16 protein-coding genes, 1 rRNA gene and 1 pseudogene are annotated in these 22411 nt (G+C 33.7%); 12 read left to right on the forward strand and 6 right to left on the reverse strand.

What is annotated here, in order from left to right; translation table 11 throughout:
• From ACHRV5_RS22085 to arsB, 10 genes and pseudogenes are all read left to right on the forward strand, one after another.
• Window positions 1-4139: gliding motility-associated C-terminal domain-containing protein (locus tag ACHRV5_RS22085; RefSeq protein WP_395428271.1), on the forward strand; the 4139-nt coding region annotated here is incomplete at its 5' end.
• Window positions 4140-4205: 66 nt separating this feature from the next.
• On the forward strand, window positions 4206-5123 hold the full coding sequence (locus ACHRV5_RS22090; protein WP_395428273.1) for a type IX secretion system membrane protein PorP/SprF: 918 nt from the start codon (window positions 4206-4208) through the stop codon (window positions 5121-5123).
• Window positions 5124-5134: 11 nt separating this feature from the next.
• Window positions 5135-7060, forward strand: a complete 1926-nt coding sequence (locus tag ACHRV5_RS22095; protein ID WP_395428275.1) for an OmpA family protein — start codon at window positions 5135-5137, stop codon at window positions 7058-7060.
• Window positions 7061-7459: 399 nt separating this feature from the next.
• Window positions 7460-8404 carry a hypothetical protein gene (locus ACHRV5_RS22100; RefSeq protein WP_047779335.1) on the forward strand — a complete coding sequence of 315 codons (945 nt, stop codon included), beginning with the start codon at window positions 7460-7462 and terminating at the stop codon, window positions 8402-8404.
• Window positions 8405-8610: 206 nt separating this feature from the next.
• Window positions 8611-9078, forward strand: a complete 468-nt coding sequence (locus ACHRV5_RS22105) for a hypothetical protein (RefSeq protein WP_395428277.1) — start codon at window positions 8611-8613, stop codon at window positions 9076-9078.
• Between the two features lie 112 nt (window positions 9079-9190).
• A complete protein-coding gene (locus ACHRV5_RS22110) occupies window positions 9191-9523 on the forward strand; it encodes a helix-turn-helix transcriptional regulator (protein ID WP_047779333.1) in 333 nt (110 codons plus the stop codon).
• 10 nt (window positions 9524-9533) lie between these two features.
• Window positions 9534-10019 (forward strand): GNAT family N-acetyltransferase, encoded by a 486-nt coding sequence (locus ACHRV5_RS22115; RefSeq protein ID WP_395428279.1) that lies wholly within the window; start codon window positions 9534-9536, stop codon window positions 10017-10019.
• A gap of 43 nt (window positions 10020-10062) precedes the next feature.
• Window positions 10063-10536, forward strand: a complete 474-nt coding sequence (locus ACHRV5_RS22120; protein ID WP_395428281.1) for a DUF6428 family protein — start codon at window positions 10063-10065, stop codon at window positions 10534-10536.
• A gap of 38 nt (window positions 10537-10574) precedes the next feature.
• A complete protein-coding gene (locus ACHRV5_RS22125) occupies window positions 10575-11204 on the forward strand; it encodes a low molecular weight phosphatase family protein (protein ID WP_395428283.1) in 630 nt (209 codons plus the stop codon).
• A pseudogene (arsB, locus tag ACHRV5_RS22130) lies at window positions 11191-12259 on the forward strand (ACR3 family arsenite efflux transporter). Before ACHRV5_RS22125 ends, arsB begins: the two are co-directional and overlap by 14 nt.
• A gap of 378 nt (window positions 12260-12637) precedes the next feature.
• Here arsB and ACHRV5_RS22135 read toward each other — a convergent pair.
• The 5 genes from ACHRV5_RS22135 to ACHRV5_RS22155 are packed head-to-tail and all read right to left on the reverse strand — an operon-like array spanning window position 12638 to window position 18815.
• Window positions 12638-13063 (reverse strand): hypothetical protein, encoded by a 426-nt coding sequence (locus tag ACHRV5_RS22135; protein ID WP_395428285.1) that lies wholly within the window; start codon window positions 13061-13063, stop codon window positions 12638-12640.
• A 57-nt stretch (window positions 13064-13120) separates the two neighbouring features.
• Window positions 13121-14416: a TolC family protein gene (locus tag ACHRV5_RS22140; RefSeq protein WP_395428287.1), complete on the reverse strand. Its 1296-nt coding sequence runs from the start codon at window positions 14414-14416 to the stop codon at window positions 13121-13123.
• Window positions 14409-16832: an ABC transporter permease gene (locus ACHRV5_RS22145; protein ID WP_395428289.1), complete on the reverse strand. Its 2424-nt coding sequence runs from the start codon at window positions 16830-16832 to the stop codon at window positions 14409-14411. The genes ACHRV5_RS22140 and ACHRV5_RS22145 overlap by 8 nt, the downstream gene beginning before the upstream one ends.
• 5 nt (window positions 16833-16837) lie before the next feature.
• Entirely contained in the window at window positions 16838-17551 is a 714-nt protein-coding gene (locus ACHRV5_RS22150) for an ABC transporter ATP-binding protein (RefSeq protein ID WP_395428291.1), read from the reverse strand.
• Between the two features lie 22 nt (window positions 17552-17573).
• Window positions 17574-18815 carry an efflux RND transporter periplasmic adaptor subunit gene (locus ACHRV5_RS22155; protein ID WP_395428293.1) on the reverse strand — a complete coding sequence of 414 codons (1242 nt, stop codon included), beginning with the start codon at window positions 18813-18815 and terminating at the stop codon, window positions 17574-17576.
• 140 nt (window positions 18816-18955) lie between these two features.
• Between ACHRV5_RS22155 and ACHRV5_RS22160 the strand changes: the two genes are divergently transcribed.
• Complete coding sequence (locus ACHRV5_RS22160) at window positions 18956-20299, forward strand: sigma-54-dependent transcriptional regulator (RefSeq protein WP_395428295.1); 1344 nt, start codon at window positions 18956-18958, stop codon at window positions 20297-20299.
• Between the two features lie 100 nt (window positions 20300-20399).
• Window positions 20400-21635 (forward strand): sensor histidine kinase, encoded by a 1236-nt coding sequence (locus ACHRV5_RS22165; protein WP_395428297.1) that lies wholly within the window; start codon window positions 20400-20402, stop codon window positions 21633-21635.
• A 658-nt stretch (window positions 21636-22293) separates the two neighbouring features.
• On the opposite strand, the gene rrf is transcribed toward ACHRV5_RS22165, so the two are convergent.
• Window positions 22294-22403: ribosomal RNA gene (gene rrf, locus ACHRV5_RS22170) — 5S ribosomal RNA — on the reverse strand.
• Between the last annotated feature and the right edge of the window lie 8 nt (window positions 22404-22411).

Here is a 22411-nt window from a genome sequence, read left to right on the forward strand (position 1 = left end):
CTTGGACAACTCAGCCTGGAACATTAAATGCTACTGTTCAATGTAGTGATGCAACAGCTTTGACTACTGCTCAAACACAATTCCCAGTTGCTACTGATTCTTGTGATGGTGATGTTTCTAATATCGTGAAAACAAGTGGTGCTTTTGTAGCTTCTGAAGGTTGTGCTAACGCTGGAACTTATACCAATACTTGGATTGTTAAAGATGATTGTGGTAATACTTCTGATACTTTCACGCAAGTGATTACAATCGAAGATACTACTGCTCCAACATGGACAAATCAGCCTGGAACATTAAACGTTACTGTTCAGTGTAGTGATGCAACAGCTTTGGCTAATGCTCAAGCTCAATTCCCAGTAGCTACTGATTCTTGTGATGGTGATGTTTCGAATATCGTAAAAAACAGCGGTGCTTTTGTGGCTTCTGAAGGTTGCGCTAACGCTGGAACTTATACCAATACCTGGACTGTTAAAGATGATTGTGGTAACACTTCAGATGCTTACACTCAAGTGATTACTATTGAAGATACCACTGCTCCAACTTGGACAACTGAGGCCGGAACATTAAACGTAACTGTTCAATGTAGTGATATGGCAGCTTTGACTACTGCTCAAACACAATTCCCGGTTGCTACTGATTCTTGTGATGGTGATGTTTCGAATATCTTAAAAACAAGTGGTGCTTTTGTAGCCTCTGAAGGTTGTGCAAATGCAGGAACTTATACTAATACTTGGACGGTTAAAGATGATTGTGGTAATACTTCTGATACTTTCACGCAAGTGATTACTATTGAAGATACCACTGCTCCAACATGGACAACTGAGGCCGGAACATTAAACGTAACTGTTCAATGTAGTGATGCAACAGCTTTGACTACTGCTCAAACACAATTCCCAGTTGCTACTGATTCTTGCGATGGTGATGTTTCTAATATCGTAAAAACAAGTGGTGCTTTTGTGGCCTCTGAAGGTTGTACTAATGCCGGAACTTATACCAATACCTGGACTGTAAAAGATGATTGTGGTAACACTTCAGATGTTTACACTCAAGTGATTACTATTGAAGATACCAGTGCTCCAACTTGGACAACTGAGGCTGGAACATTAAACGTAACTGTTCAATGTAGTGATGCAACAGCTTTGACAACTGCTCAAACACAATTCCCAGTTGCTACTGACTCTTGTGATGGTGATGTTTTGAATATCGTAAAAACAAGCGGTGCTTTTGTAGCCTCTGAAGGTTGTGCTAACGCTGGAACTTATACTAACACTTGGACCGTTAAAGACGATTGTGGAAATACTTCTGATGTTTTCACGCAAGTGATTACAATTGAAGATACCAGTAAACCAATATTTATCGGAGATCTTCCAAAAGATAGTACTGTTTCTTGTGACGCTGTTCCTGCCCCTGCTCAACTAGTAGTTTCAGACAGTTGTACTTCAGATTTACCAATTGTTTTCACTGAAACAAAAAGTGATATTCAAAATCAATGTGATTCTAATTATACCTTAACACGTACCTGGACAGCAACGGATTGCTCTGGTAACACTACATCTTATGTTCAAATTATAACCGTGAGAGATACAACAGCTCCAACGGGGACTGTTCCTACAGATGTTACCGGTTTAGAGAGCATAGCTGTTATCCCAGCCGGTACACCACAAGATGTAACGAATGTTTCTGACAATTGTGATTCAAATGTAACAATCACCGTAACTGACACCAATAACGGAGGAAGTGGTTGTGATGGAAATGCTTATATCTTAACCAGAACTTACACCCTTACAGATTGTGCTGGTAATAAAACAGAACTGGTGCAAACCTTTACTGTCGAAAATAAAGTGTCCGTAAGCGGAATTGCTTCGAACGTAACTTGTCTTGGTGGTACTGATGGTTCTATCATGATTACAAGTAGTCCTGGTGCTACAGTTGTAATTAGAAATCAAAACAATGAAGTTGTTGGAAATACAAACTTACCCGCTGGTACTTATACCTTAACGGCAACATCGTCAGTTAACAATGGAAACCAAACTTGTACAGCAACAACTACCGTTGTCATAACACAACCGGATTACAAAGTAAAAATATCCGGACAAATTATTAATGCTGATACCAATACACCTATTGCCAACGTACCGGTAACATTAATTCCACAAGGTACTACAACAGGTCCAATTCTATTGCGCATAACCGCTGCTGATGGTTCGTATAACTTCACTGGTGTACCAGTGGGAAGTTACCTGCTTCAGGTTCAGGATGCTAATTTAGGTAGCGCATACCAATTGTATCCGGTGGATTCCAGTTTGTTCTTTACTACTCTTGAAGAATGTAAATTTCAAGTGCATAATTTCTTATACGGATCATCAACTCGACCTGTTTTAGGAGATTATGTTTGGTACGACACCAACAGTAACGGAATTCAAGACGAATGGTACGATGCCAATAATGATGGAATTGTAACCAAAAATACTCCTGACGCAAATGGTGCAATCGACTATAGCCAATGGGAATGGATTGATCTTAATGGCGATGGCAATTTTATCGGTCCTCAAAATGTTGGAGAATTAAATGAAGGAGGTTTTGGTAATGCGTTAACACCTAATGTGATTATTGATGGGCCTAACGGTTATCATAAAGAAGTTATTGTAGGTATAGCAGGATACTGGAGAGACCGACCTGAAACAGCAAATCCTAATGGAGATTATACGATAAAATTGGTAAGAGATGTTAATCTGGATGCTGTTGCTACAACACTCGGAGCAACTGGTTTAGTAAAAGTGCTTCCATCAGGAGCAGGTAAAAATATTACCTCTAAAGTAAACCAGGCACAATTGCATAACGTTTGTCAAACAACAAGTCCAAGCAGTTATATGGTCACTGTAACTCCTCAAGATTTGATTCATCTAAATGCTGATTTTGGTGTTAATTGCAAATTAGTTAGAGACATTGTGGCCAATGACGATACTGCCGGTCCATTTCCTAGTGTAAATCAAATCACTCCAAATGTGCTGAATGTATTACCAAATGATACTATTGAAGGTGTAGTTGTAAAACCATCGGATGTTATTATTTCAACCGTAACACCAAACGAGTTCTTGCAATTAAATTCAGATGGTAGTGTTAATATTCTTCCAAATGCACCAATAGGTACTTTAACATTAGTGTATCAAATTTGTGAGGCTGACAATGCAGGCAACTGTGATACAGCAACTGTAACGGTAACCATCATTGCTCCACCGGCTATATTAGCTAATGATGATACATATTCCAATATTGGTTGTAACACTTTTGGAGTAGTGGGTAATGTTCTTGACAATGACTTCATTGATAATACAAAAACTACAATAGAACTAGTAAACTTCACCTTATTGAGTGATATAAACAATGCTAATTCTAAAACGGATCCGAATATAACAATTGATGCTTCGGGTAATGTAACGGTATCGAGTTTAACTCCAGCTGGAACGTATACGTATAACTATCAAATTTGTATTAAAGCAATTCCGGACATCTGTGACACGGCAACTGTTACTATAACGGTAGTTCCACAAGAAGTAATCAATATCAACAGTACAGCTTGTAAAGCGGATTCAACTCCTCTTAACTTAGATACTTTACTTCCTCCAAACACTCCGTTGACCGGAACATGGATTGATAGCAGTAATAGTAATGCGCTACAGGGCAACATCCTTAATTCGTTTGGACTAGCATTAGGCACGTATGCATTTGAATACTCCGTCGCAGATGAAAACTGTCCGAAGACTATTCGTGTAAGTATGGAAATAAACGATGATTGTAGTGTACTGGCCTGTCAAAGCGTTTTAATACACAATGCTTTCTCTCCAAATGGTGATGGTAAAAACGATTATTTCCAAATTGATAATATCGATGAAACAAGCTGTTATCCTGAAAATACGGTAGAAATATACAATCGTTGGGGAGTATTAGTGTTTGATGCTGTTAATTACAATAACACAACCAATGTATTCGACGGAACTTCCAGAGGAAGAACAACCATTAAACAATCTGATGGTTTGCCAACAGGTACTTATTTCTACATCATTACCTATAAATCGTTAGATGGAAATAACGTAGCTCAAAATCATAAAAAAAGTGGTTATCTGTATTTATCCAAATAAAAACAGACTTCCCTGAGATTGAATCACAAAAATTGATAAAAATAATTGGTATAATAAATAACTGCTATGAGAACAAAATTAATTTTATTCGTCATAATGTTTACTGCAATTGCCAGTCATGCACAACAAGATGCACAGTATACGCAATACATGTATAACACCATAAACATCAATCCGGCATATGCGGGATCCCGAGGAGTATTAAGTGTTTTCGGTTTATATCGTACACAATGGGTGGGACTTGACGGCGCACCTGAGACGGGTACCCTTTCGGTTAACACACCTATAAACAATAGCAATCTGGGAGTTGGAGTTTCATTGGTGAGCGACAAAATCGGACCCACCAATGAAAACACTCTTTCTGCAGATCTCTCGTATAGCATTCAGGTCTCTGCCGAATCTAAAATTTCGTTTGGGATCAAGGGATCTGCTAATTTATTCAATTTAGATATTAATAAATTGAACCCAGCTGATCAGGGAGATCCGCAATTTCAAGATTTCAGCAGTAAATTCTCTCCTAATATCGGAGCTGGGGTTTACTGGCATTCTGATAAAGCTTATGTTGGACTATCGGTACCAAACTTTATTGAAACCAATCGTTATGATGATAATGATATCGCGATCTACAAAGATAAAATCAATTATTATTTCATGACCGGTTACGTTTTTAATTTAGATCATTACCAATACATCAAATTCAAACCGGCCGCATTGGTTAAAATGGTACAAGGTGCTCCTTTACAAGTAGATGTTTCTGCCAACTTTATGTTCAACGATAAATTTGTTGCCGGTTTAGCTTACAGATGGAGCGCTTCACTCAGTGCGATGGTCGGATTTCAAGTCACAGATGGTTTATATATTGGATATGGTTACGATCGTGAAACTACGAGACTAAACAACTACAATTCAGGATCGCATGAAATATTCTTACGATATGAATTCTTCTCCAATAAAGGTAAAATGACAACTCCTCGTTTCTTCTAAAAATGATAATCATGAAAAATTATATCCTACTTTGTCTGACAATTATTATTGTTTTTTCATTTGACAGTTATTCTCAGCAGTCGAAAGTAAATTCCGGCGATAAAAAATACGATCATTATGCCTATATCGATGCCATAAAGACTTATGAACGTGTGGCCGAAAAAGGATACAAGTCTGAAGATATGTTCAAAAAACTAGGTAACTCCTATTATTTTAACTCTGAATTTGAAGGTTCGGCAAAATGGTACGGCGAATTATTTGCCATGAATACCAATGTAGAATCGGAGTATTATTACAGATATGCTCAATCTTTAAAGTCAACCGGACAAATAGATAAAGCAAACAAAATTTTGGATGAATTTGATTCAAAATTCAAAAATGACAGCAGAGGTAAACTTTATGCCGGAAATTTAAACTATCTGGATCAGATTAAAGAAAACTCCGGTCGTTATACCATTGAAAACGCAGGTATTAATTCAAAGTATTCCGATTATGGAACTTTTGTACACAACAATAAAGTCTATTTTGCTTCGGCTAGAGACACCGGAAATTTTTCACAACGCAAACACAAATGGACAAATGAATATTTTACCAACATCTACATGGCCGATGTGGATTCTGTTAAAGTATCAAAGATAAAAAATGCATTAAACACCAAATTTCATGAATCCTCACCGGTCTTTACTAAAGATGGTAAAACGATTTATTTTACAAGAAACAATTATCTAACAGGAAAAAAAGGAAAAGATGCCAATAAAACTACTTTAATAAAAATATACAAAGCGACTCTCGAAAATGGTAAATGGGCCAATGTAACACCATTATCTTTTGACAGTGACAATTACAGTACTGCTCATCCTGCTCTGAGTCCGGACGAAAAAACATTATACTTTGCTTCTGATATGCCCGGAACATTGGGACAGTCTGATATTTTCAAAGTAGCCATAAACAGTAATGGTGACTTCGGAACGCCTGAAAACTTAGGTAACAGTATCAATACCGAGGGCAAGGAAACTTTCCCGTATGTGACCAATGAGAATGAAATCTATTTTGCCTCTGACGGGCATCCCGGACTTGGTGGTCTGGATGTTTTTGTGGGTGAAATTGCAAAAGACGGAACCATTCGTAACATTCAAAACCTCGGAAATGATGTTAATTCTCCAAAAGATGACTTTGCCTACATCATTGACCCTGTTTCGAGAAAAGGGTATTTTAGTTCCAATAAAGACGGTGGACAAGGTTCTGATGATATATATAAATTTCTGGAAACCAAAAGGCTAAAATGCATCCAAGAACTAAGCGGACTTATTACTGATGCTGAAACAGGGGCTATTTTACCCGGAGCAAAAGTAACTTTGTTCAACAATCAAATGGAAGCAGAAGGTACAACAATTGCAGATGCTAAGGGATCTTATAGTTTTCCTGTCGAATGTGGTAAAACTTATAATGTAAGAGCCGAAAAAACCGACTATACCACTAGAGAAGTAAGCATTACTATCGAAAAAACAACCGGAAAAACGACCTTATCTATTGCTCTTGAAAAATCTACCTGTAAAGTAACTGTGGGAGATGATTTAGGAAAATGTTTTGGTATAAAAATGATCTATTTCGACTTGGACAAATATAACATCCGTCCCGAAGCTGCTTTGGATTTAGAAAAAATATTGGCTACATTAAATGATTACCCAACAATGAAAATCGATATTCGCTCTCATACCGATAGTCGTGCCTCTTTTAAATACAATGAGGTCTTGTCAAACAACAGAGCTAAATCTACTATCAGCTGGTTAATTAAAAACGGTATTGCACCAAACCGATTAACCGGAAGAGGATATGGAGAAACAGAACTCGTAAACAAATGTGCTGATGACGTTCCTTGTACAGAAGAGGAGCACCAACAAAACAGACGAAGTGAGTTTATTATTACGGCATTGTAATTTCTGAATTTTTGGTTGTGCTTTCTATGTAATTTATATAGTCTGTTGCTCAAAAAAATAAGTTCTTTATTTACATTATTCTGATTCTATAAATTAAATCAAACAATTAAAAAAGAAACAAAAAGAAACAAAAAGAACAGTTGCCGCCGCAAATTATAGTTAATAGAAATACACTTTCGAAAAGCTAGTCATTAAAATTTTTAAGACGTAGAATTTACACTACGCCCAGAAAAAAGCACCTAAACAACAATTTAACAGAACAACAAATCAATTAAACCATTCTATTTTTTTATATCAACTTGCAGAATAATTTCGATCAAAAGCGCTCCCTGCCTCTACTTTAAAGCTCGCTATACTATTGATGGTAATTTTTAATTAATTACTTAAATATTTAACAAGATGAAAAAATTAATTTTCTTAGTAATTGTGATTTTTTCCACATTTGGTTGTAGTAATGAGCCTGTATTAGTAAACCCAGATGCAACAGTGCCTGCATCTAGTGCCAAACCTTCATCCTCTTCCACAAGTCAATGGGGAGATTACAATATTTCTGTTACAGTTAGTGCAGATGGAACAATTTGGACGTATGTGATCACACGTCTTAAAGCAAATGCAAAAAATTTAAGTCATTTTATAATCGATTTAAACAATTGTAGAGATCAGAGTGCAACTTTTGCTGATATTATTTGGGGAACTGTAAATGGCAGTCCAGCCAATCTGGTGCCTACTGAAGGTTCCGGTACTACTTGTAACCCTCAAGCTATTACAAATAATTTTGTTAAGTTCAATGATCTTCAGGCCGCTACATCATGGACTTTAGTACTAAAATTTGATCGAGGATACAGCATATCAGAAACTGCTATCGCATGGATCAAAGCCGGTACTTCATGCAATCAGGGAACTATTCCTGGACCAGGTTGTCCTATTGAATCCTATTGTTCTTTTTCACAAGGATTTTTCTTCGCAAATGGTTCTGAAAACAATGGAGCAAGCCAATTTTGGTTAAACGGACTTACTATTGGTGGTGTAACTTACACACAAGCTCAAGGAAATAATGCCTGGTCTATTGATCGAGGTCAAGGTGGAGATCAAACTATGAATGGATTCTTCCAACTTGGTGCAGTGCGCTTAAGCGGTGTTGAAAGTCAAGTAGCTGCTGATGCTATTATCATAGATACTTATTTTAATGGACTAAATATTTTCTCTACCGTTATAACTACAACTGGTAATAATCCATACAGTTATTTCAACTTACCAGCCACTTCTAATGGTATTACTAAAAGTCAAGTAATTGCCGCCGGAGGTAGAATTGGAGATTTTATTGATGCAAACCATTGTCCATAAAAGATTAAAATTAATCAGAAATAATTTTTCTAAGCCTTTTCTTAATTACGAGAAAAGGCTTTTTAATTAATTTACGTTTCACTCTTAATCGATTGGCTCTGTTGCCATCAATACAAACATAGAAGTACAAGTGAAAATTAGATCAATAATAACCATTTTGGCCTTATTTTTGCTTTTTATAAATTTTAACACTAAAAAATAAAATTATGAAAACTCTAAAATATCTTATGATCGGAATTTTGTTCCTTTATTTTAGCAACTCACATGCGCAAGTATCCGTAAATGTAAACATTGGAACTCCTCCCGCATGGGGACCGGTTGGTTACGATAATGCTCGTTATTACTACCTGCCCGATCTTGAAGCATACTACGATGTAAGCTCCTCAAATTATGTATACATCAGTAACGGAAGATGGATCAGAAACAGATCATTACCTTCTGTTTATAGAAATTATGATTTATATAATGAATACAAAGTAGTATTGACTGACTATAGAGGAAATAGTCCTTATGATAATTTCAAAAACCATAAATCAAAATATGGGAAAGGATATAAAGGAAAACCTCAAAAAACAATCGGACAAAAACCGGGGAAAGGAAACAACAAAGACAAACATGATAATGGTAATCACGGAAATGGTCATGGAAATGGTCATGGAAATGGGAAACATTAAATAAAAAAGAAGCTCATTTTGAGCTTCTTTTTTTGCTTTACAATAAAAACCGATACCTTTTGCTTTTTTCTTTAAAAACTATATCGTAATATTGCAATATAAATATATACCGATGGGAATTACAAAAACAGATTTTTTTACAGCCAGCCAGAATGAACTGGCAGTATTAGCTAAAGCATTAGGTCATCCTGCACGTATTGCTATAATAGAATATTTATTAAAGGTAGATACCTGCATCTGCGGGGATATTGTAAATGAACTTCCTCTCTCTCAGCCAACAGTTTCGCAGCATCTAAAAGAACTAAAAACTGCCGGTTTAATTAAAGGAAGCATAGAAGGAAACTCTATCTGCTACTGTATCAATGAACCTGGGCTTGAAAAGATAAAAGGCTTCTTTGAACATATATCAGATCATCTTGCTAAAAAAAGAAATGAATGCTGCTAATTTAATAGATATGGAAATCAGAAAACTTTTAGCTGAAGACTGGCCGCAGGTCAAATTAATTTACGAAAAAGGAATACAGGCTGGCAATGCTACTTTTCAAACCAGCGCTCCGTCGTGGGAAGAGTGGGATCAGTCACATCTTTCGTCCTGCAGAATTGTAATCGAAAGTAACAACAGACTAATAGGCTGGGCTGCTCTAACTCCTGTTTCTTCTCGCTGCGTTTATGCCGGAGTTGCAGAAGTAAGTGTATATGCTGATCCTGCTCATTCCGGAAAAGGAATAGGTTTTATGCTTTTAAATGAACTTGTAAAGAAAAGTGAAACAGAAGGGATCTGGACACTACAGGCTGGAATCTTTCCTGAGAATATAGCAAGTCTTCGCATACATGAAAAAGCAGGGTTTAGAATACTTGGAATAAGAGAAAAAATTGGAAAACAAAATGGAATTTGGAGAGATACCGTTCTTCTAGAAAGAAGAAGCAGTCTTATCATTTAACTCTTATTAAAAGAAGAAATAGTTTAACTAAATATATAAAATTATGAAACTTTCAGAAATTAAAGAAGTATTAAAAACAGCACATGCCGTAAATTTTGAATTGCCAAATGGGAAACTTGTTCCGGAATACTTTCACGTAACCGAAATTGGTTTAATTACTAAAAACTTCATAGACTGCGGAGGAACCGTAAGAGTAGAAACTGTAGTAAATTTCCAACTTTGGGATGCTAATGATTATGAGCACAGACTCAAACCTCAAAAACTAATTCATATAATTGAACTATCTCAGAAAGTTCTTGGTATTGAAGATCATGAAATTGAAGTAGAATACCAAGACACTACTATCGGTAAATATGATTTAGATTTTAATGGTTCAAATTTCATTTTACTAAATAAGCAGACAGCCTGCCTTGCTCAGGAACAGTGCGGAATTCCGTTGGATAAGCCCAAAGTAAAATTATCGCAATTAAATTCTGACAACACCAATTCTTGTAAGCCAGGCGGAGGATGCTGCTAACTATTAAACATTTTTAAACCATTACAGCCAATAAAACTATGTTATATTCCGAGATTAAAAAAACAATTAATTTGTTTGATTTTGAGCAAATTTCAGAAGATCGAAAAAGTGCTGTACAGCCATTGATTGATTATATTCAAAATAAAACAGATAATAAACTGGAAATCAGATTGAATTTAATCTGCACCCATAATTCCAGAAGGAGTCATTTATCGCAGGTCTGGGCACAGACCGCTGCTGCCTATTATAAAATAAAGAGTGTTACATGCTATTCAGGTGGAACGGAAACTACAGCTCTATTTCCTATGGTAGCAGAAACTTTGCAGATTTCAGGATTTAAGGTTAAAACAATATCTGAAGGAACAAACCCGGTATATTCTATAAAGTACTCAGCGAATGAATTTCCTGTGATTGGTTTTTCTAAAGCTTATGATGATGAATTCAACCCGGAAAGCGAATTTGCAGCAATAATGACCTGTTCACAGGCTGACGCAGGATGTCCTTTTATAGCTGGTGCAGAAAAACGAATTCCAATAACTTTTGAAGACCCCAAAATTTCTGACGGTACACCAGAGCAAAAAGAAATATATCTTAAGCGAAGTCTTCAAATTGGAACCGAAATGTTTTATATATTTTCAAAAATCAAATATCAAAATGTTAGCAGATAACTTTACGCCAACCTTAAGAGGCAAAAAATTAAGTTTCCTTGATCGATATTTAACACTTTGGATTTTCATTGCTATGGCTGTCGGCGTATCAATAGGATATTTCATTCCTTCCAGCGGTGATTTTATCAATTCTTTTTCAAGCGGAACAACAAATATTCCTCTTGCCATTGGACTTATTCTTATGATGTATCCGCCGTTAGCTAAAGTAAAATATGAACAGATGGGACAGGTTTTCAAAAATACTAAAGTTCTAGCTACTTCCTTATTCCTAAACTGGATTGTGGGTCCTATCTTGATGTTTTTATTAGCTCTGCTGTTTTTAAACGGATATCCTCAATACATGATCGGAGTTATTCTTATCGGTCTGGCACGCTGTATTGCTATGGTTGTTGTATGGAATGATCTGGCAGATGGAAATAGAGAATATGCTGCTGGTCTGATAGCACTTAACAGTATTTTTCAAGTTTTGCTTTACAGCGTATATCTTTATTACCATTCTCCCTCCTTATTTTGGGTACAACGGTTTTGAAGTAAATATCAGTATTGCACAGATCGCCGAGAGTGTCGGCATATATTTAGGTATTCCTTTTGCACTCGGAATCGTAAGTCGTTATACTCTTATAGCACTAAAAGGTTCTCATTGGTTTGAAACTAAATATGTATGTTTTATTTCACCAATTACACTGATATCTTTACTTTTTACAATTATAGTGATGTTCAGTCTAAAAGGAAAACTTATTGTTCATATTCCAATGGATGTTGTACGTATTGCAATGCCCCTGATAATTTATTTTATAATCATGTTTATAGTCAGCTTTCTTATTGGAAAATACTTCGGAGCTGATTATTCAAAAACTGCTGCAATAGCTTTTACGGCAACAGGAAATAATTTTGAACTGGCCATTGCCGTAGCAATTGGAGTTTTTGGAATAAACAGCGGTCAGGCATTTGCTGGAGTTATAGGACCACTAGTAGAAGTACCTGCTCTTATTGCATTAGTAAACCTGGCTTTTTGGTTCAAAAAGAAGTACTACTCAAAACCAATTACAAATTAAGAAAGGTTTATCAAATACTATAAAACCAATCATAAAGTTACACTAATATTAGACAACTAAGAAATCCATATTTGTAAAAAAATATTTGGAGGTTTTACACTTGAAACAATAAGAATTACAACATTCATTTAAAACAAGTTAAAGGTTCAATATTTATTAAAATATCGAAAATTATGGTGACAGAATCGCAGCGCAGTAGTTTTCGAACCCGTTAAAAATATTAAAAATGCAGTATAAACAGGGCTTCACAACAATAGGTTCGAATCCTGCTCTCTCCACCAAAAAAGTCCTAATGAAAATTAGGACTTTTTTTTATTTCAAAGTGACTCAAAAATCGCGAGAAGATCTGAAAATTTAAGGATTTGAATATCCCTAAAACTATTTTACATTTTCATTTATTTTTTCAAAAATGTATTTTGGAGATTCAAAATCAATTGGTATTTCGGTATCAAAATAACGAAAACCCAACCATTTGGTTAAAACACCGGAACCATAAATTAACTTTTTGTTCCTCATCAATAGTGTAATTGGTAGAGATTCTCCCTGACCACCATAAGAAATATAATAATAATTACCGATTAATGTATCTCCAACTATTTTACCCCTTACATATCCTGAATCCATAATTGCCTTACTTCCATAAAATATTTTAAATTCACCCTTAAAATAATTTTTACTTTTTGAAATTGTTAAATCAGCTGTATCACGTCCATTAATCGCCCTGTAATAATGATATTTCTCTCTAAATTTATTTTTTCTATTACAGCTAATGAAAACTACTAATGAAAATAGTATAAATAGCATAATAGTACTGTTTTTTAGTAACCTCTTTATTTTTTGCATATTGATTTCATTAATTTTTTACAAACTATTATTTTTCAATAAATTTATTTTAAGGTCTATATATTGTAATTGAAGATCATTTTTTAAAACTTCATATTTTGCTGCGAGAAATTGATTTTTTACTGTAGCATATAAAACAGCTTCTATTTTTCCATTAGTGAATTTTGCCTGAGTAGTACCAAAAGAAGCTTCTGCAAACATTTGTTTTTCATTCAATTTTTGCTTGAGTTTTAAATAGTTTGTTTTCTTTTGTTCCTCTAAATCAAGCTCCTTATCCAATTCTTGTTTCGCTCTTTCCATTGCAAGTTTTGCCTTTTCACTTTCTATCTTAGCCGCGCTTATTCTTTTATTACTTCTAAATCCATTAAAAATTGGAATAGCTAACTGCATGCCTACTTCCTGATTTTTATTATCTGATAATTGAACAAAAAAATCATTTGAAGTAGTTTGATTAATATTTTTATAATAAAAAGTAGAATACCCGTAATAAGCCGATAACACAGGTAATTTACTTGCCTTTTCTAAACTTATTGACTTCATACTATTTTGATAATTTAGCAGCGAAAATTTTATTTTAGGATTATACTTTTCTTCGGAAATATTAAGCGAATTTTCTTCTCTGGATGTTTCCAAACTAATTTTGACAACATCAAAATCAAAGACATTCATTAATTGAAACAACTCCTTTTTTTTAATTAGATATAATTGCTCTGTTTGTAGATTCCGATTTTCATCTTCTGAATAACTTAACTGCATGTCATACAAATCACTTTGCGGCTTATTGCCAATAGCAACTTCCTTTGTAACTCTATTTAAGTTAAATAAAGATTGGACAAGTTCTTCCTTCTGAATTTTTAATAACTCTTGCGTATAAAGAGCTTGATAGTAACTTTCTAAAAGTTGTAGCTTATATTCATTTTCTAAAACTTCTTTTTCGACACGAGCCAATTCAATATTTATCTTGTCTTTTTTAGCATTAGTAAAACTGCTAAAATCAATTAAATTTGATCTTGCATTCAGGTAAAAATTATCTTGTTGGATATTAGAACTTACTCTTCCATTCGTAGAAGGATCTATCGTTGATCCAAAATTATATACTTCCTCTCCATGTAAAGTAATACCGGGTAACATCCGATTTAATACAGAGTTCTGCAATTTTTCTATTCTTTTAACCTCAAGCTGCCTAATTTTGATATCTATGTTATTTTGCAAAGCAACTTCCATACATTTTGTAAGCGTCCAAGAAATATCTTGGCCGCTTACAAAAGCAGAAAATGTTAAAAAGAGAATGGTAAGAGCGATCTTTTTATTCATATTTTAAATATTTCAAAACATCACTTTTTGTTGCCTGATAGGCTCTTGACAGTACAATAATCAGCGTAAGGATTAACAACACAATAAATCCTAATAAAAATGGAAATAAAGTGATATCCACTCTGAATGCGAAATTTTCAAGCCATTTGTTTAAAAAGTAATAAACAGGGAACAATGCGGTTAGAAATCCAATAATGCAAAACACAACATATTGTTTTGATAATTCTTTCAATAATTCATTGGTTTCGGCACCTAATGTTTTTCTGATGGCAATCTCTTTCATTCGTCTTTCTATAGAGTAAGAAGCCAAAGCAAAAAGTCCAAAAAGAGCAACAAGAATGACCACTACATTTAACAATGAAAAAAGATCTTTTTGTTTTACATAGGCCTCGTAGGTTCTTGCATATTGTTTATCTACAAAATCATACTTAAATGGATATTCTCTATCGACATGAGTTCCCCAGAATTTTTCAATTGCAGCAATTGTATTCCCCATATCATCTGCTTTTATTTTGATATAAACCTGGCTAATATTAGCAGCCATATCCAAACTTTTGACATGGAAAAAAGTCATCGGAGGTACTTTAGATTCAGGGCTCAACAAATTAAAGTCCTTCACAATTCCCACAACTTTCAACTTCCGACCCCTTATTACAACTTCCTGTCCTATGGGATCTTTCATATTCATTAATTTAACAGCAGATTCATTCAACAGAATAGAATTAATAGTATCTGAAGCTAATTTTTCATTGAGTCCTCTCCCTTTGACCATTTTAATTTTCATCATGTCAAGCATCCCAAAATCCATCCCGATATACTTTTCTCTAAAAAGTACATCCTGATACAAAATTGGATCTAAAGAATTATCGCTTCCATCAAAAGAAAACAAACCTGTAGAAATGCTTTCTACACCTTTAATTTTATATAACTCTTGTTTTATAGTCGAATATTTATTGTAAATATTTTGCCCAACCTTTTCGACCTGATATGCTGCATCGGGAAAATTTAATGATACTGCTATTACCTGATCCCCTTTAAAGCCTAAATCCTTGTTGTTTAAATACTTTACTTGTTCATAGACAATATTTGATCCAATAATGAAAAATGCGGCAACAGCAAACTGGAAAATTAACATCCCATTTCTTAACCAAACTCCATTTTTACTCCTGCCAAAATTCCCCTTCAGAACCTTAAGCGTTTCAAAATTAGAAACATAAATCGCCGGGAAAAGTCCTGCAAATAAAACTGTTATGATAAATATTACAACTAATTGCAAATAGAATTGCTCTCCAATAAACCTGAGATCTTTGCCTAAAAAATTATTATAATACGGTAGCGTTAATTCAACAACTACTGAAGCTAACAGGATTGAAAATAAAGTAATGCATATGGTCTCACAAATAAACTGTACTCTAATATTACTTTTTGACGCACCCAGGATTTTACGCACACCAACTTCTTTAGCACGTTTTACTGCATTGGCAGTAGCCATATTAACATAATTAAAAATAGACAGTACAAGAATTAAAACGGATAAGCCTACCATAATTAGCAAGAACTGATAATTTCCTCTACCCTCTGGATATCCATCAGTAATAGAATGTAATCTTGCTCCTGAAAGTGGTTCCATTACGACTGTAAAACGACCCGCTTTTTTAGTAATCTCTTCAAGTGTAAAGCCGGCTTCTTTAGCAGTTCTAACAAGAATTTCATCAAAATAAGCCTTTTCCAGCATTTTTCTGGTATCATCAACTTTCGAAGGGTCCTTAATTTTTAAAAGAATTTTTAAAACAAAAAGACCTGAATTTTTATCTAAAGACATCAAATCTTTCATTCTGCTCATTACAATCTCCGGAGCTAATGACGAATTCCCGGGTATATGGTATACAGCTCGCACAGACACCATTGAATTAGAGAGAGAAAACTGCTTTCCAATCGGATTCTCGTTACCAAAGAGTTTTTTGGAAAGGTCGTCCGATATTGCAACGCTTGTATCATCTTTTAAAGCAGAAATCGTATTTCCCTGAATAATTGTAAACGGGAAAAGAGAAAAGAAATCTTTTTCAGTATTGATAATTTTATCTACCGATTCCTTTTTTCCTTTATAAATAATTTTGTCCTTTTGATACCAGCGATCAGCAAAAACAATTTTTTCAACATTTGAATCTTTTTCTAAATGACTTTTTAATCGCAAGGAATTATCTCCAACAAAAGGCATATCTCCCAATTTAACTAACACCTGATAAACATTATCCTTTTCAGAATTCCAGTCGTTGTAATTCTGTTCATCGTTCCAGTACAGTAAAGCAAAAATTACACCTGCAATTCCAATTGACAAACCCAAAACATTTAGAGCAGAAAATAATTTATCTTTTTTGATGTGGAAAAAAAATATTTTAGTCCAATTTTTAATCATGTTTTTTAATTTTTAGATTCTTTTACCAATACATCAAAATTTCTACTGTTATTTTTCTCCAATACGATTTCACCATCTTTCATCAAAATGGTCCTCTGAGAAAAAGACGCATCATGTTCAGAATGTGTTACCATTATAATTGTTGCACCATTAGCGTGTAAATCCATTAATAATTCTATAACTTCATTCCCACTTTTACTATCCAAATTTCCCGTTGGCTCATCAGCTAAAATAAGTAATGGATCATTGATTAGTGCTCTTGCTACGGCAACACGCTGTTGTTGTCCTCCCGAAAGCTGCTGTGGAAAATGTTTTAATCGGTGAGAAATTCCTAATTTATTAGCTATCACTTCTATCTTTCTTTTTCGTGCTACCGCCGAAACCTTATTATAAATTAGTGGTAGTTCTATATTATCGTAGACAGAAAGTTCGTCAATCAAATTAAAATTTTGGAATATGAATCCAATATTTTCTTTTCTTGCTTTGGATCTGTCTTTTTCTTTTAATCCAACCATTTCTTTATTCACCAACTGATAACTTCCACTGTTAGCACTATCCAACAATCCTAAAATATTCAATAAGGTTGATTTTCCACTTCCTGATGGCCCCATAATGGAAACAAAATCCCCTTGATTCACTTTTAGAGTAATATTACTTAATGCCTTTGTTTCGACTTCCTCAGTTCTAAAAACTTTTGAAAGATTCTTAATTTCAATCATCGTTATTTTTTTAAATTTTTATCTATTCTTGTAGGTCTAATACTTCTACTTGTTTATAATCTTTATAGGAAGAAGTAATCACTTTTTCGCCTGTTTTCAATCCACCTATGATTTCATAGTACAAAGGGTTTTCTCTACCTAGTTTGATCTCTCTTCGTTCAGCTTTATTTCCATTGACTACAAAAATCCATTTTCCACTGGTTTCTCCATAGAAACTTCCCTTAGCCAATAGGTTGGTCTTTGTCTTTTCAGAAAGATTTAATTTAACTCCGAAACTTAAACCTTGCTTTAAATCTAGTCTATTTGCGGACACAAAATCTAATTCTACTTGAAACCTTCCGCTCTTTACTTCGGGAATTACTCTTGTTATTTGAACATCAACGGTCTTATCATTAAAATCCACAGTTCCTTTTTGACCGATTGCTATTCTATCCAGATAGAATTCATCAACGTCTGCTGAAAGTTTATACCCTTTCCTGTCATCAATAGTCCCGATACTCGTATTCTGAGTATAAGTCTTACCCAAAATTGGTTCAAAAGAAGATAATCTTCCGGAAAGAGGAGCTGTAATTAAAAAATTCTTTTTGTTATTTCGTAACACCTCTAAACTTTTATTCATAACCGCAATGGACTGATTAAGCTGCACTATTTGGATTTGATTTGCCTGCTTCTCCTTCTTTACACTTTGTTTAATAATATTCATCCGCTCTTGCTGAAAACGAAGATTTTCTTTAGTCTTCACCCATTCACTTTTTGCCAGTATTTGTTCTTCAAAGAGCTTTTTATTCAAGTCATATAAATCTTCAGCATCTTGATAATCATGTCCAATTGAAATCAAATCTTTTGCTAAACTCAATTCTTGATTTCTTAAATCAAGCTTAGCTTTATTCAAATTATTAATTTGCTCAATAATTGCAGTTTCTTGTTGCATATAAGCCAACTCAGCATTTGGATTATATAATCTTACCAATGACTGTCCTTTTATTACACGATCGCCATTTTCAACAAAAATTTCCTGAACTGCACCACCTTCAATAATATTAATCAGCATTGAATTTAAAGGAACTGCTTTAGCTTGAAAAGACATGAAATCTTCGAAAGAATTCCTTTCAATTGTTTTAATAGTTATTTCACTCTTTTTTATAGTGAGGGTTCTTTTTTTAGTGGCTGAAATAAAAATGAAATACCCCAAAAACAACATAATTATGAAAGAGATTATTAGATATTTATTTTTGCTACTTTTACGTACTACTTTACTGTCCATTGCAATTATTTACTAACCCTTAAAGAGAATATTGTGCCATAAATCCAAATTTCGTAATAGCCTTATTTTTAAGTTATTATTTTTAAAGAAATCTGAAAAGTGTTCGTTTTTGAACACGGTGTGTACGAAAATGAACAATCATGAACAAGACTAACGCTTCCATATTAGTTATAGATGATCAAGAAGATATTCTTTTTGCTTCAAAATTGCTATTGAAAAAATATTTTGAATCGATTTACACCATTAATAATCCGGCAAATATGATTGACATATTAAAGGAAAATAGCATTAATGTGGTCTTGTTAGATATGAATTATAGAATAGGATTTGAAGACGGAAAAGAGGGATTGCGTTTATTAAAAGAAATAAAAACAATTTCACCAACTACTGTTGTTATTTTGATGACCTCCTTTGGCAAAATACAAACCGCTGTCAAAGCTTTAAAATCAGGTGCTTTTGACTATATTTTAAAGCCATGGACTAACGAAGAATTGTTAGATATTGTGAAACAAGCTGTTCATAAAAGTCGGAAAGGAATTAAAAAAACAAATAGTAAAAAAAATACAACTGATTATTTTTTAAGTAATTCAGAGGTAATGAAAAAAGCATATTCATTAGCTGATAAAGTAGCTAAAACGGATGCTAATGTTTTAATCCTTGGAGAGAATGGAACAGGTAAATATGTTTTATCACATTATATTCATTGTCAATCTGAAAGAGGAAACAATCCTTTTATTCATGTAGATCTGGGTTCATTAAATTCTAATATTTTTGAAAGTGAATTGTTTGGTTACGCAAAAGGTGCTTTTACAGACGCCAATAGCGATACCGCCGGACGTTTTGAAATGGCCCAAACCGGAACTATTTTTTTGGATGAAATCGGAAATGTACCCTTCCATCTGCAAGCTAAACTTTTGCAGGTAATTCAAACCAAAACAGTAACGAGATTAGGTGAATCAACTGCGAGACCTCTAAATGTGCGCATTATTACTGCCACTAATTTAGAGTTACAACAAGAGGTTGAGGAAAAGAATTTTCGTGAAGATTTGTACTATCGTATTAATACAATGGAAATTACTTTGCCTCCATTAAGAGATAGAGAGGAAGATAAAATCCCATTAGCCCATTACCTTTTAAATAAAATGCTTACTAAATACAACAAGGATGCTCTAACCTTTGATGAAAAAGCGTTAGAACAAATAAAAATTCATGCTTGGAAGGGAAACATAAGAGAAATGGAAAACCGAATAGAACGTGCCGTAATTATCTGTGAAAACAATCTTATTAATTCCTCCGATTTAGATTTGGAAAAAATAACAAAAATAGAAAATACGGATATTCAACTTTCAGCAGTTGAAAAAACTGCTATTGAAAAAATATTAGCAAAAAACAATAATAACATCCTAAAAACAGCAGAGGAATTAGGTTTGTCCAGAGCAGCACTATACAGACGTTTTGAGAAATATAATATTAGTACTAAATAACATGTTCAAATCTTTTAAAACGTTTCAAGTCGTAATTTTTAAAATACTTTTAATTCTTTGTTGCACCGAAATTTCCCTATTTCTACTTAAAAAAAACTTGTTGCTTTCGTTTGTATTTTTTCTACTTATCATTTTATTTCTAATTATTGAAATTTGTTATTATATAAAAAATGCATTTTTACTTTACGACAAAACAATTATTTCAATTTTAAATAATGATTTCTCATCCGATTTTTCAAAACATAAATCTTATAAAAATTATGCGAACTTATTTCAATTATATGAAACTTTAAAAAATAAAGAGAGTTTAGAAATTTCAAAAGATATTATTTATCGTTCCATTTTAAACAATATAGATACAGGGATAATTATTCTAAAAAAAGAGGGAGAAGATTGGGATGTCTTTTTGATGAATAATTATTTTTCAAAGCATTTTGATATACCGAAAATAACAAAGTGGAAATATCTTAAAAAATTTCTGCCCTCTCTGTACCAAATTATTGAAAAAAATGATTTTAAGGAAGTAAAAATACCACTGGGAATAAGCTTTAAGCACCAAGATGCACAGCTTTATGTAATGCAAACTTCCAGAAGCGAAATTTATGATCAGGATTATTTTATTATTTTACTGAACTCCATTCAAAATTTAATAGAAAAAAAAGAAAAACAAGCCTGGGTAAATCTTATGAATGTGATTTCTCATGAACTTTTGAATTCCATAACACCCATAAGATCTATTTCTAAAAATCTGCAAGAATTAGTACAGCAGGAAGTCATTTCAACAGAAGATCTGGAAGATGTCAAAAATAGCGTGTCTACTATATTAAGACGAAGCGATCATTTACAACAATTTGTCGAAAGTTATCGCAAATTAGCCATGCTCCCTGCACCCAAAAAACAAAGCACTGAATTATCAAAGTGGATTGAAAATGGTCTGAAAATTATGACTATCCTGTTTGAAAAAGAAAATATTGAAGTCATAAATACCATTTCTTTCGACCGTCTCATATCCATTGATAATCAACAAATGGAACAGGTACTCATTAACCTTTTGACAAATTGCATTCACGCTTTGGCTGGAATGGAAAAAAAACAAATTATAATTTCCGCCGAAATCAAAGAGAGGAGAACTTTTATTATGATTAGCGATTCAGGAAGGGGTATTGAAAAAGAAATACAAAAGAAAATATTTTTACCCTTTTTTACTACTCGCAAAGAAGGAGCAGGAATCGGATTGACATTATCAAAAAGTATTATTGAATCGCATGGTGGTTATCTTACTTACCGCATTATAAATAAGAAAACAACTTTTTCGATTTGTCTTTTAGATGAATAGTACTTTCAATACTATTATATTTTTCTAAAAAAATAAACACTTAATTATCAAGTATCTCTGTCTTTAATTCTTGATACCTAATGTTTGCACTTGTATCATAAGCTCCGGCATCAGTAATACTTTTTATATTCCAATACTCTTGATCTTGTAAATCATTACTACTATTAAGATAACAGCAATAGTTTCAATTCTAACAATCATTCTTTGCATTCTTACCCCTCAAATTTCGCTTTATTTTGCTATGGGCATTCTACCAATATCAACACCTGAGTATTTAAGTGTTATTAAGGCATTAGAGAGGCATTAGAGATGTTGCTCACGTTATTCTGGCCATTGTTTATTCTGTACTATTACATTCAGTTTACTAAATTACCCTCTAACCTCTTTTAAACATCAAGTTCGCAAAGATTTCATAAACAATACAAAGAAAAATTTTAGATAAAACTGCCCAATTTATATCTGTAAATTTGATCATTACAGCAGTTATAATGGCGTTTCTTATATGTGCTGCTTTAACCGCAAAGCACGCAAGGATTTACGCAAGGATCGCAAAGTAAATCTAAACTGAACTTACATCACTTATATGGTTTAAAAAAAGCAACAACCAAAAAGTCTATAAAGCAAAAAACCCTATCCGATTTGGATAGGGTTTTCAAAAGAAAGGCGACGACATACTCTCCCACATAACTGCAGTACCATCTGCGCAGGCGGGCTTAACTACTCTGTTCGGGATGGGAAGAGGTGAGCCCCGCCGCAATAACCACCTTAAGGTCGTT

It is taken from the genome of Flavobacterium sp. FlaQc-52 (assembly GCF_044007495.1).
GTDB classification, from domain to species: Bacteria; Bacteroidota; Bacteroidia; order Flavobacteriales; family Flavobacteriaceae; genus Flavobacterium; species Flavobacterium cupriresistens.

Bases quoted from the DNA above. Each gene is read 5' to 3' on its own strand.
- ACHRV5_RS22090 (WP_395428273.1), top strand. From the start codon at position 4,206: ATGAGAACAAAATTAATTTTATTCGTCATAATGTTTACTGCAATTGCC.
- ACHRV5_RS22095 (WP_395428275.1), top strand. From the start codon at position 5,135: ATGAAAAATTATATCCTACTTTGTCTGACAATTATTATTGTTTTTTCA.
- ACHRV5_RS22100 (WP_047779335.1), top strand. From the start codon at position 7,460: ATGAAAAAATTAATTTTCTTAGTAATTGTGATTTTTTCCACATTTGGT.
- ACHRV5_RS22105 (WP_395428277.1), top strand. From the start codon at position 8,611: ATGAAAACTCTAAAATATCTTATGATCGGAATTTTGTTCCTTTATTTT.
- ACHRV5_RS22110 (WP_047779333.1), top strand. From the start codon at position 9,191: ATGGGAATTACAAAAACAGATTTTTTTACAGCCAGCCAGAATGAACTG.
- ACHRV5_RS22115 (WP_395428279.1), top strand. From the start codon at position 9,534: ATGGAAATCAGAAAACTTTTAGCTGAAGACTGGCCGCAGGTCAAATTA.
- ACHRV5_RS22120 (WP_395428281.1), top strand. From the start codon at position 10,063: ATGAAACTTTCAGAAATTAAAGAAGTATTAAAAACAGCACATGCCGTA.
- ACHRV5_RS22125 (WP_395428283.1), top strand. From the start codon at position 10,575: ATGTTATATTCCGAGATTAAAAAAACAATTAATTTGTTTGATTTTGAG.
- ACHRV5_RS22135 (WP_395428285.1), bottom strand. From the start codon at position 13,063: ATGCTATTTATACTATTTTCATTAGTAGTTTTCATTAGCTGTAATAGA.
- ACHRV5_RS22140 (WP_395428287.1), bottom strand. From the start codon at position 14,416: ATGAATAAAAAGATCGCTCTTACCATTCTCTTTTTAACATTTTCTGCT.
- ACHRV5_RS22145 (WP_395428289.1), bottom strand. From the start codon at position 16,832: ATGATTAAAAATTGGACTAAAATATTTTTTTTCCACATCAAAAAAGAT.
- ACHRV5_RS22150 (WP_395428291.1), bottom strand. From the start codon at position 17,551: ATGATTGAAATTAAGAATCTTTCAAAAGTTTTTAGAACTGAGGAAGTC.
- ACHRV5_RS22155 (WP_395428293.1), bottom strand. From the start codon at position 18,815: ATGGACAGTAAAGTAGTACGTAAAAGTAGCAAAAATAAATATCTAATA.
- ACHRV5_RS22160 (WP_395428295.1), top strand. From the start codon at position 18,956: ATGAACAAGACTAACGCTTCCATATTAGTTATAGATGATCAAGAAGAT.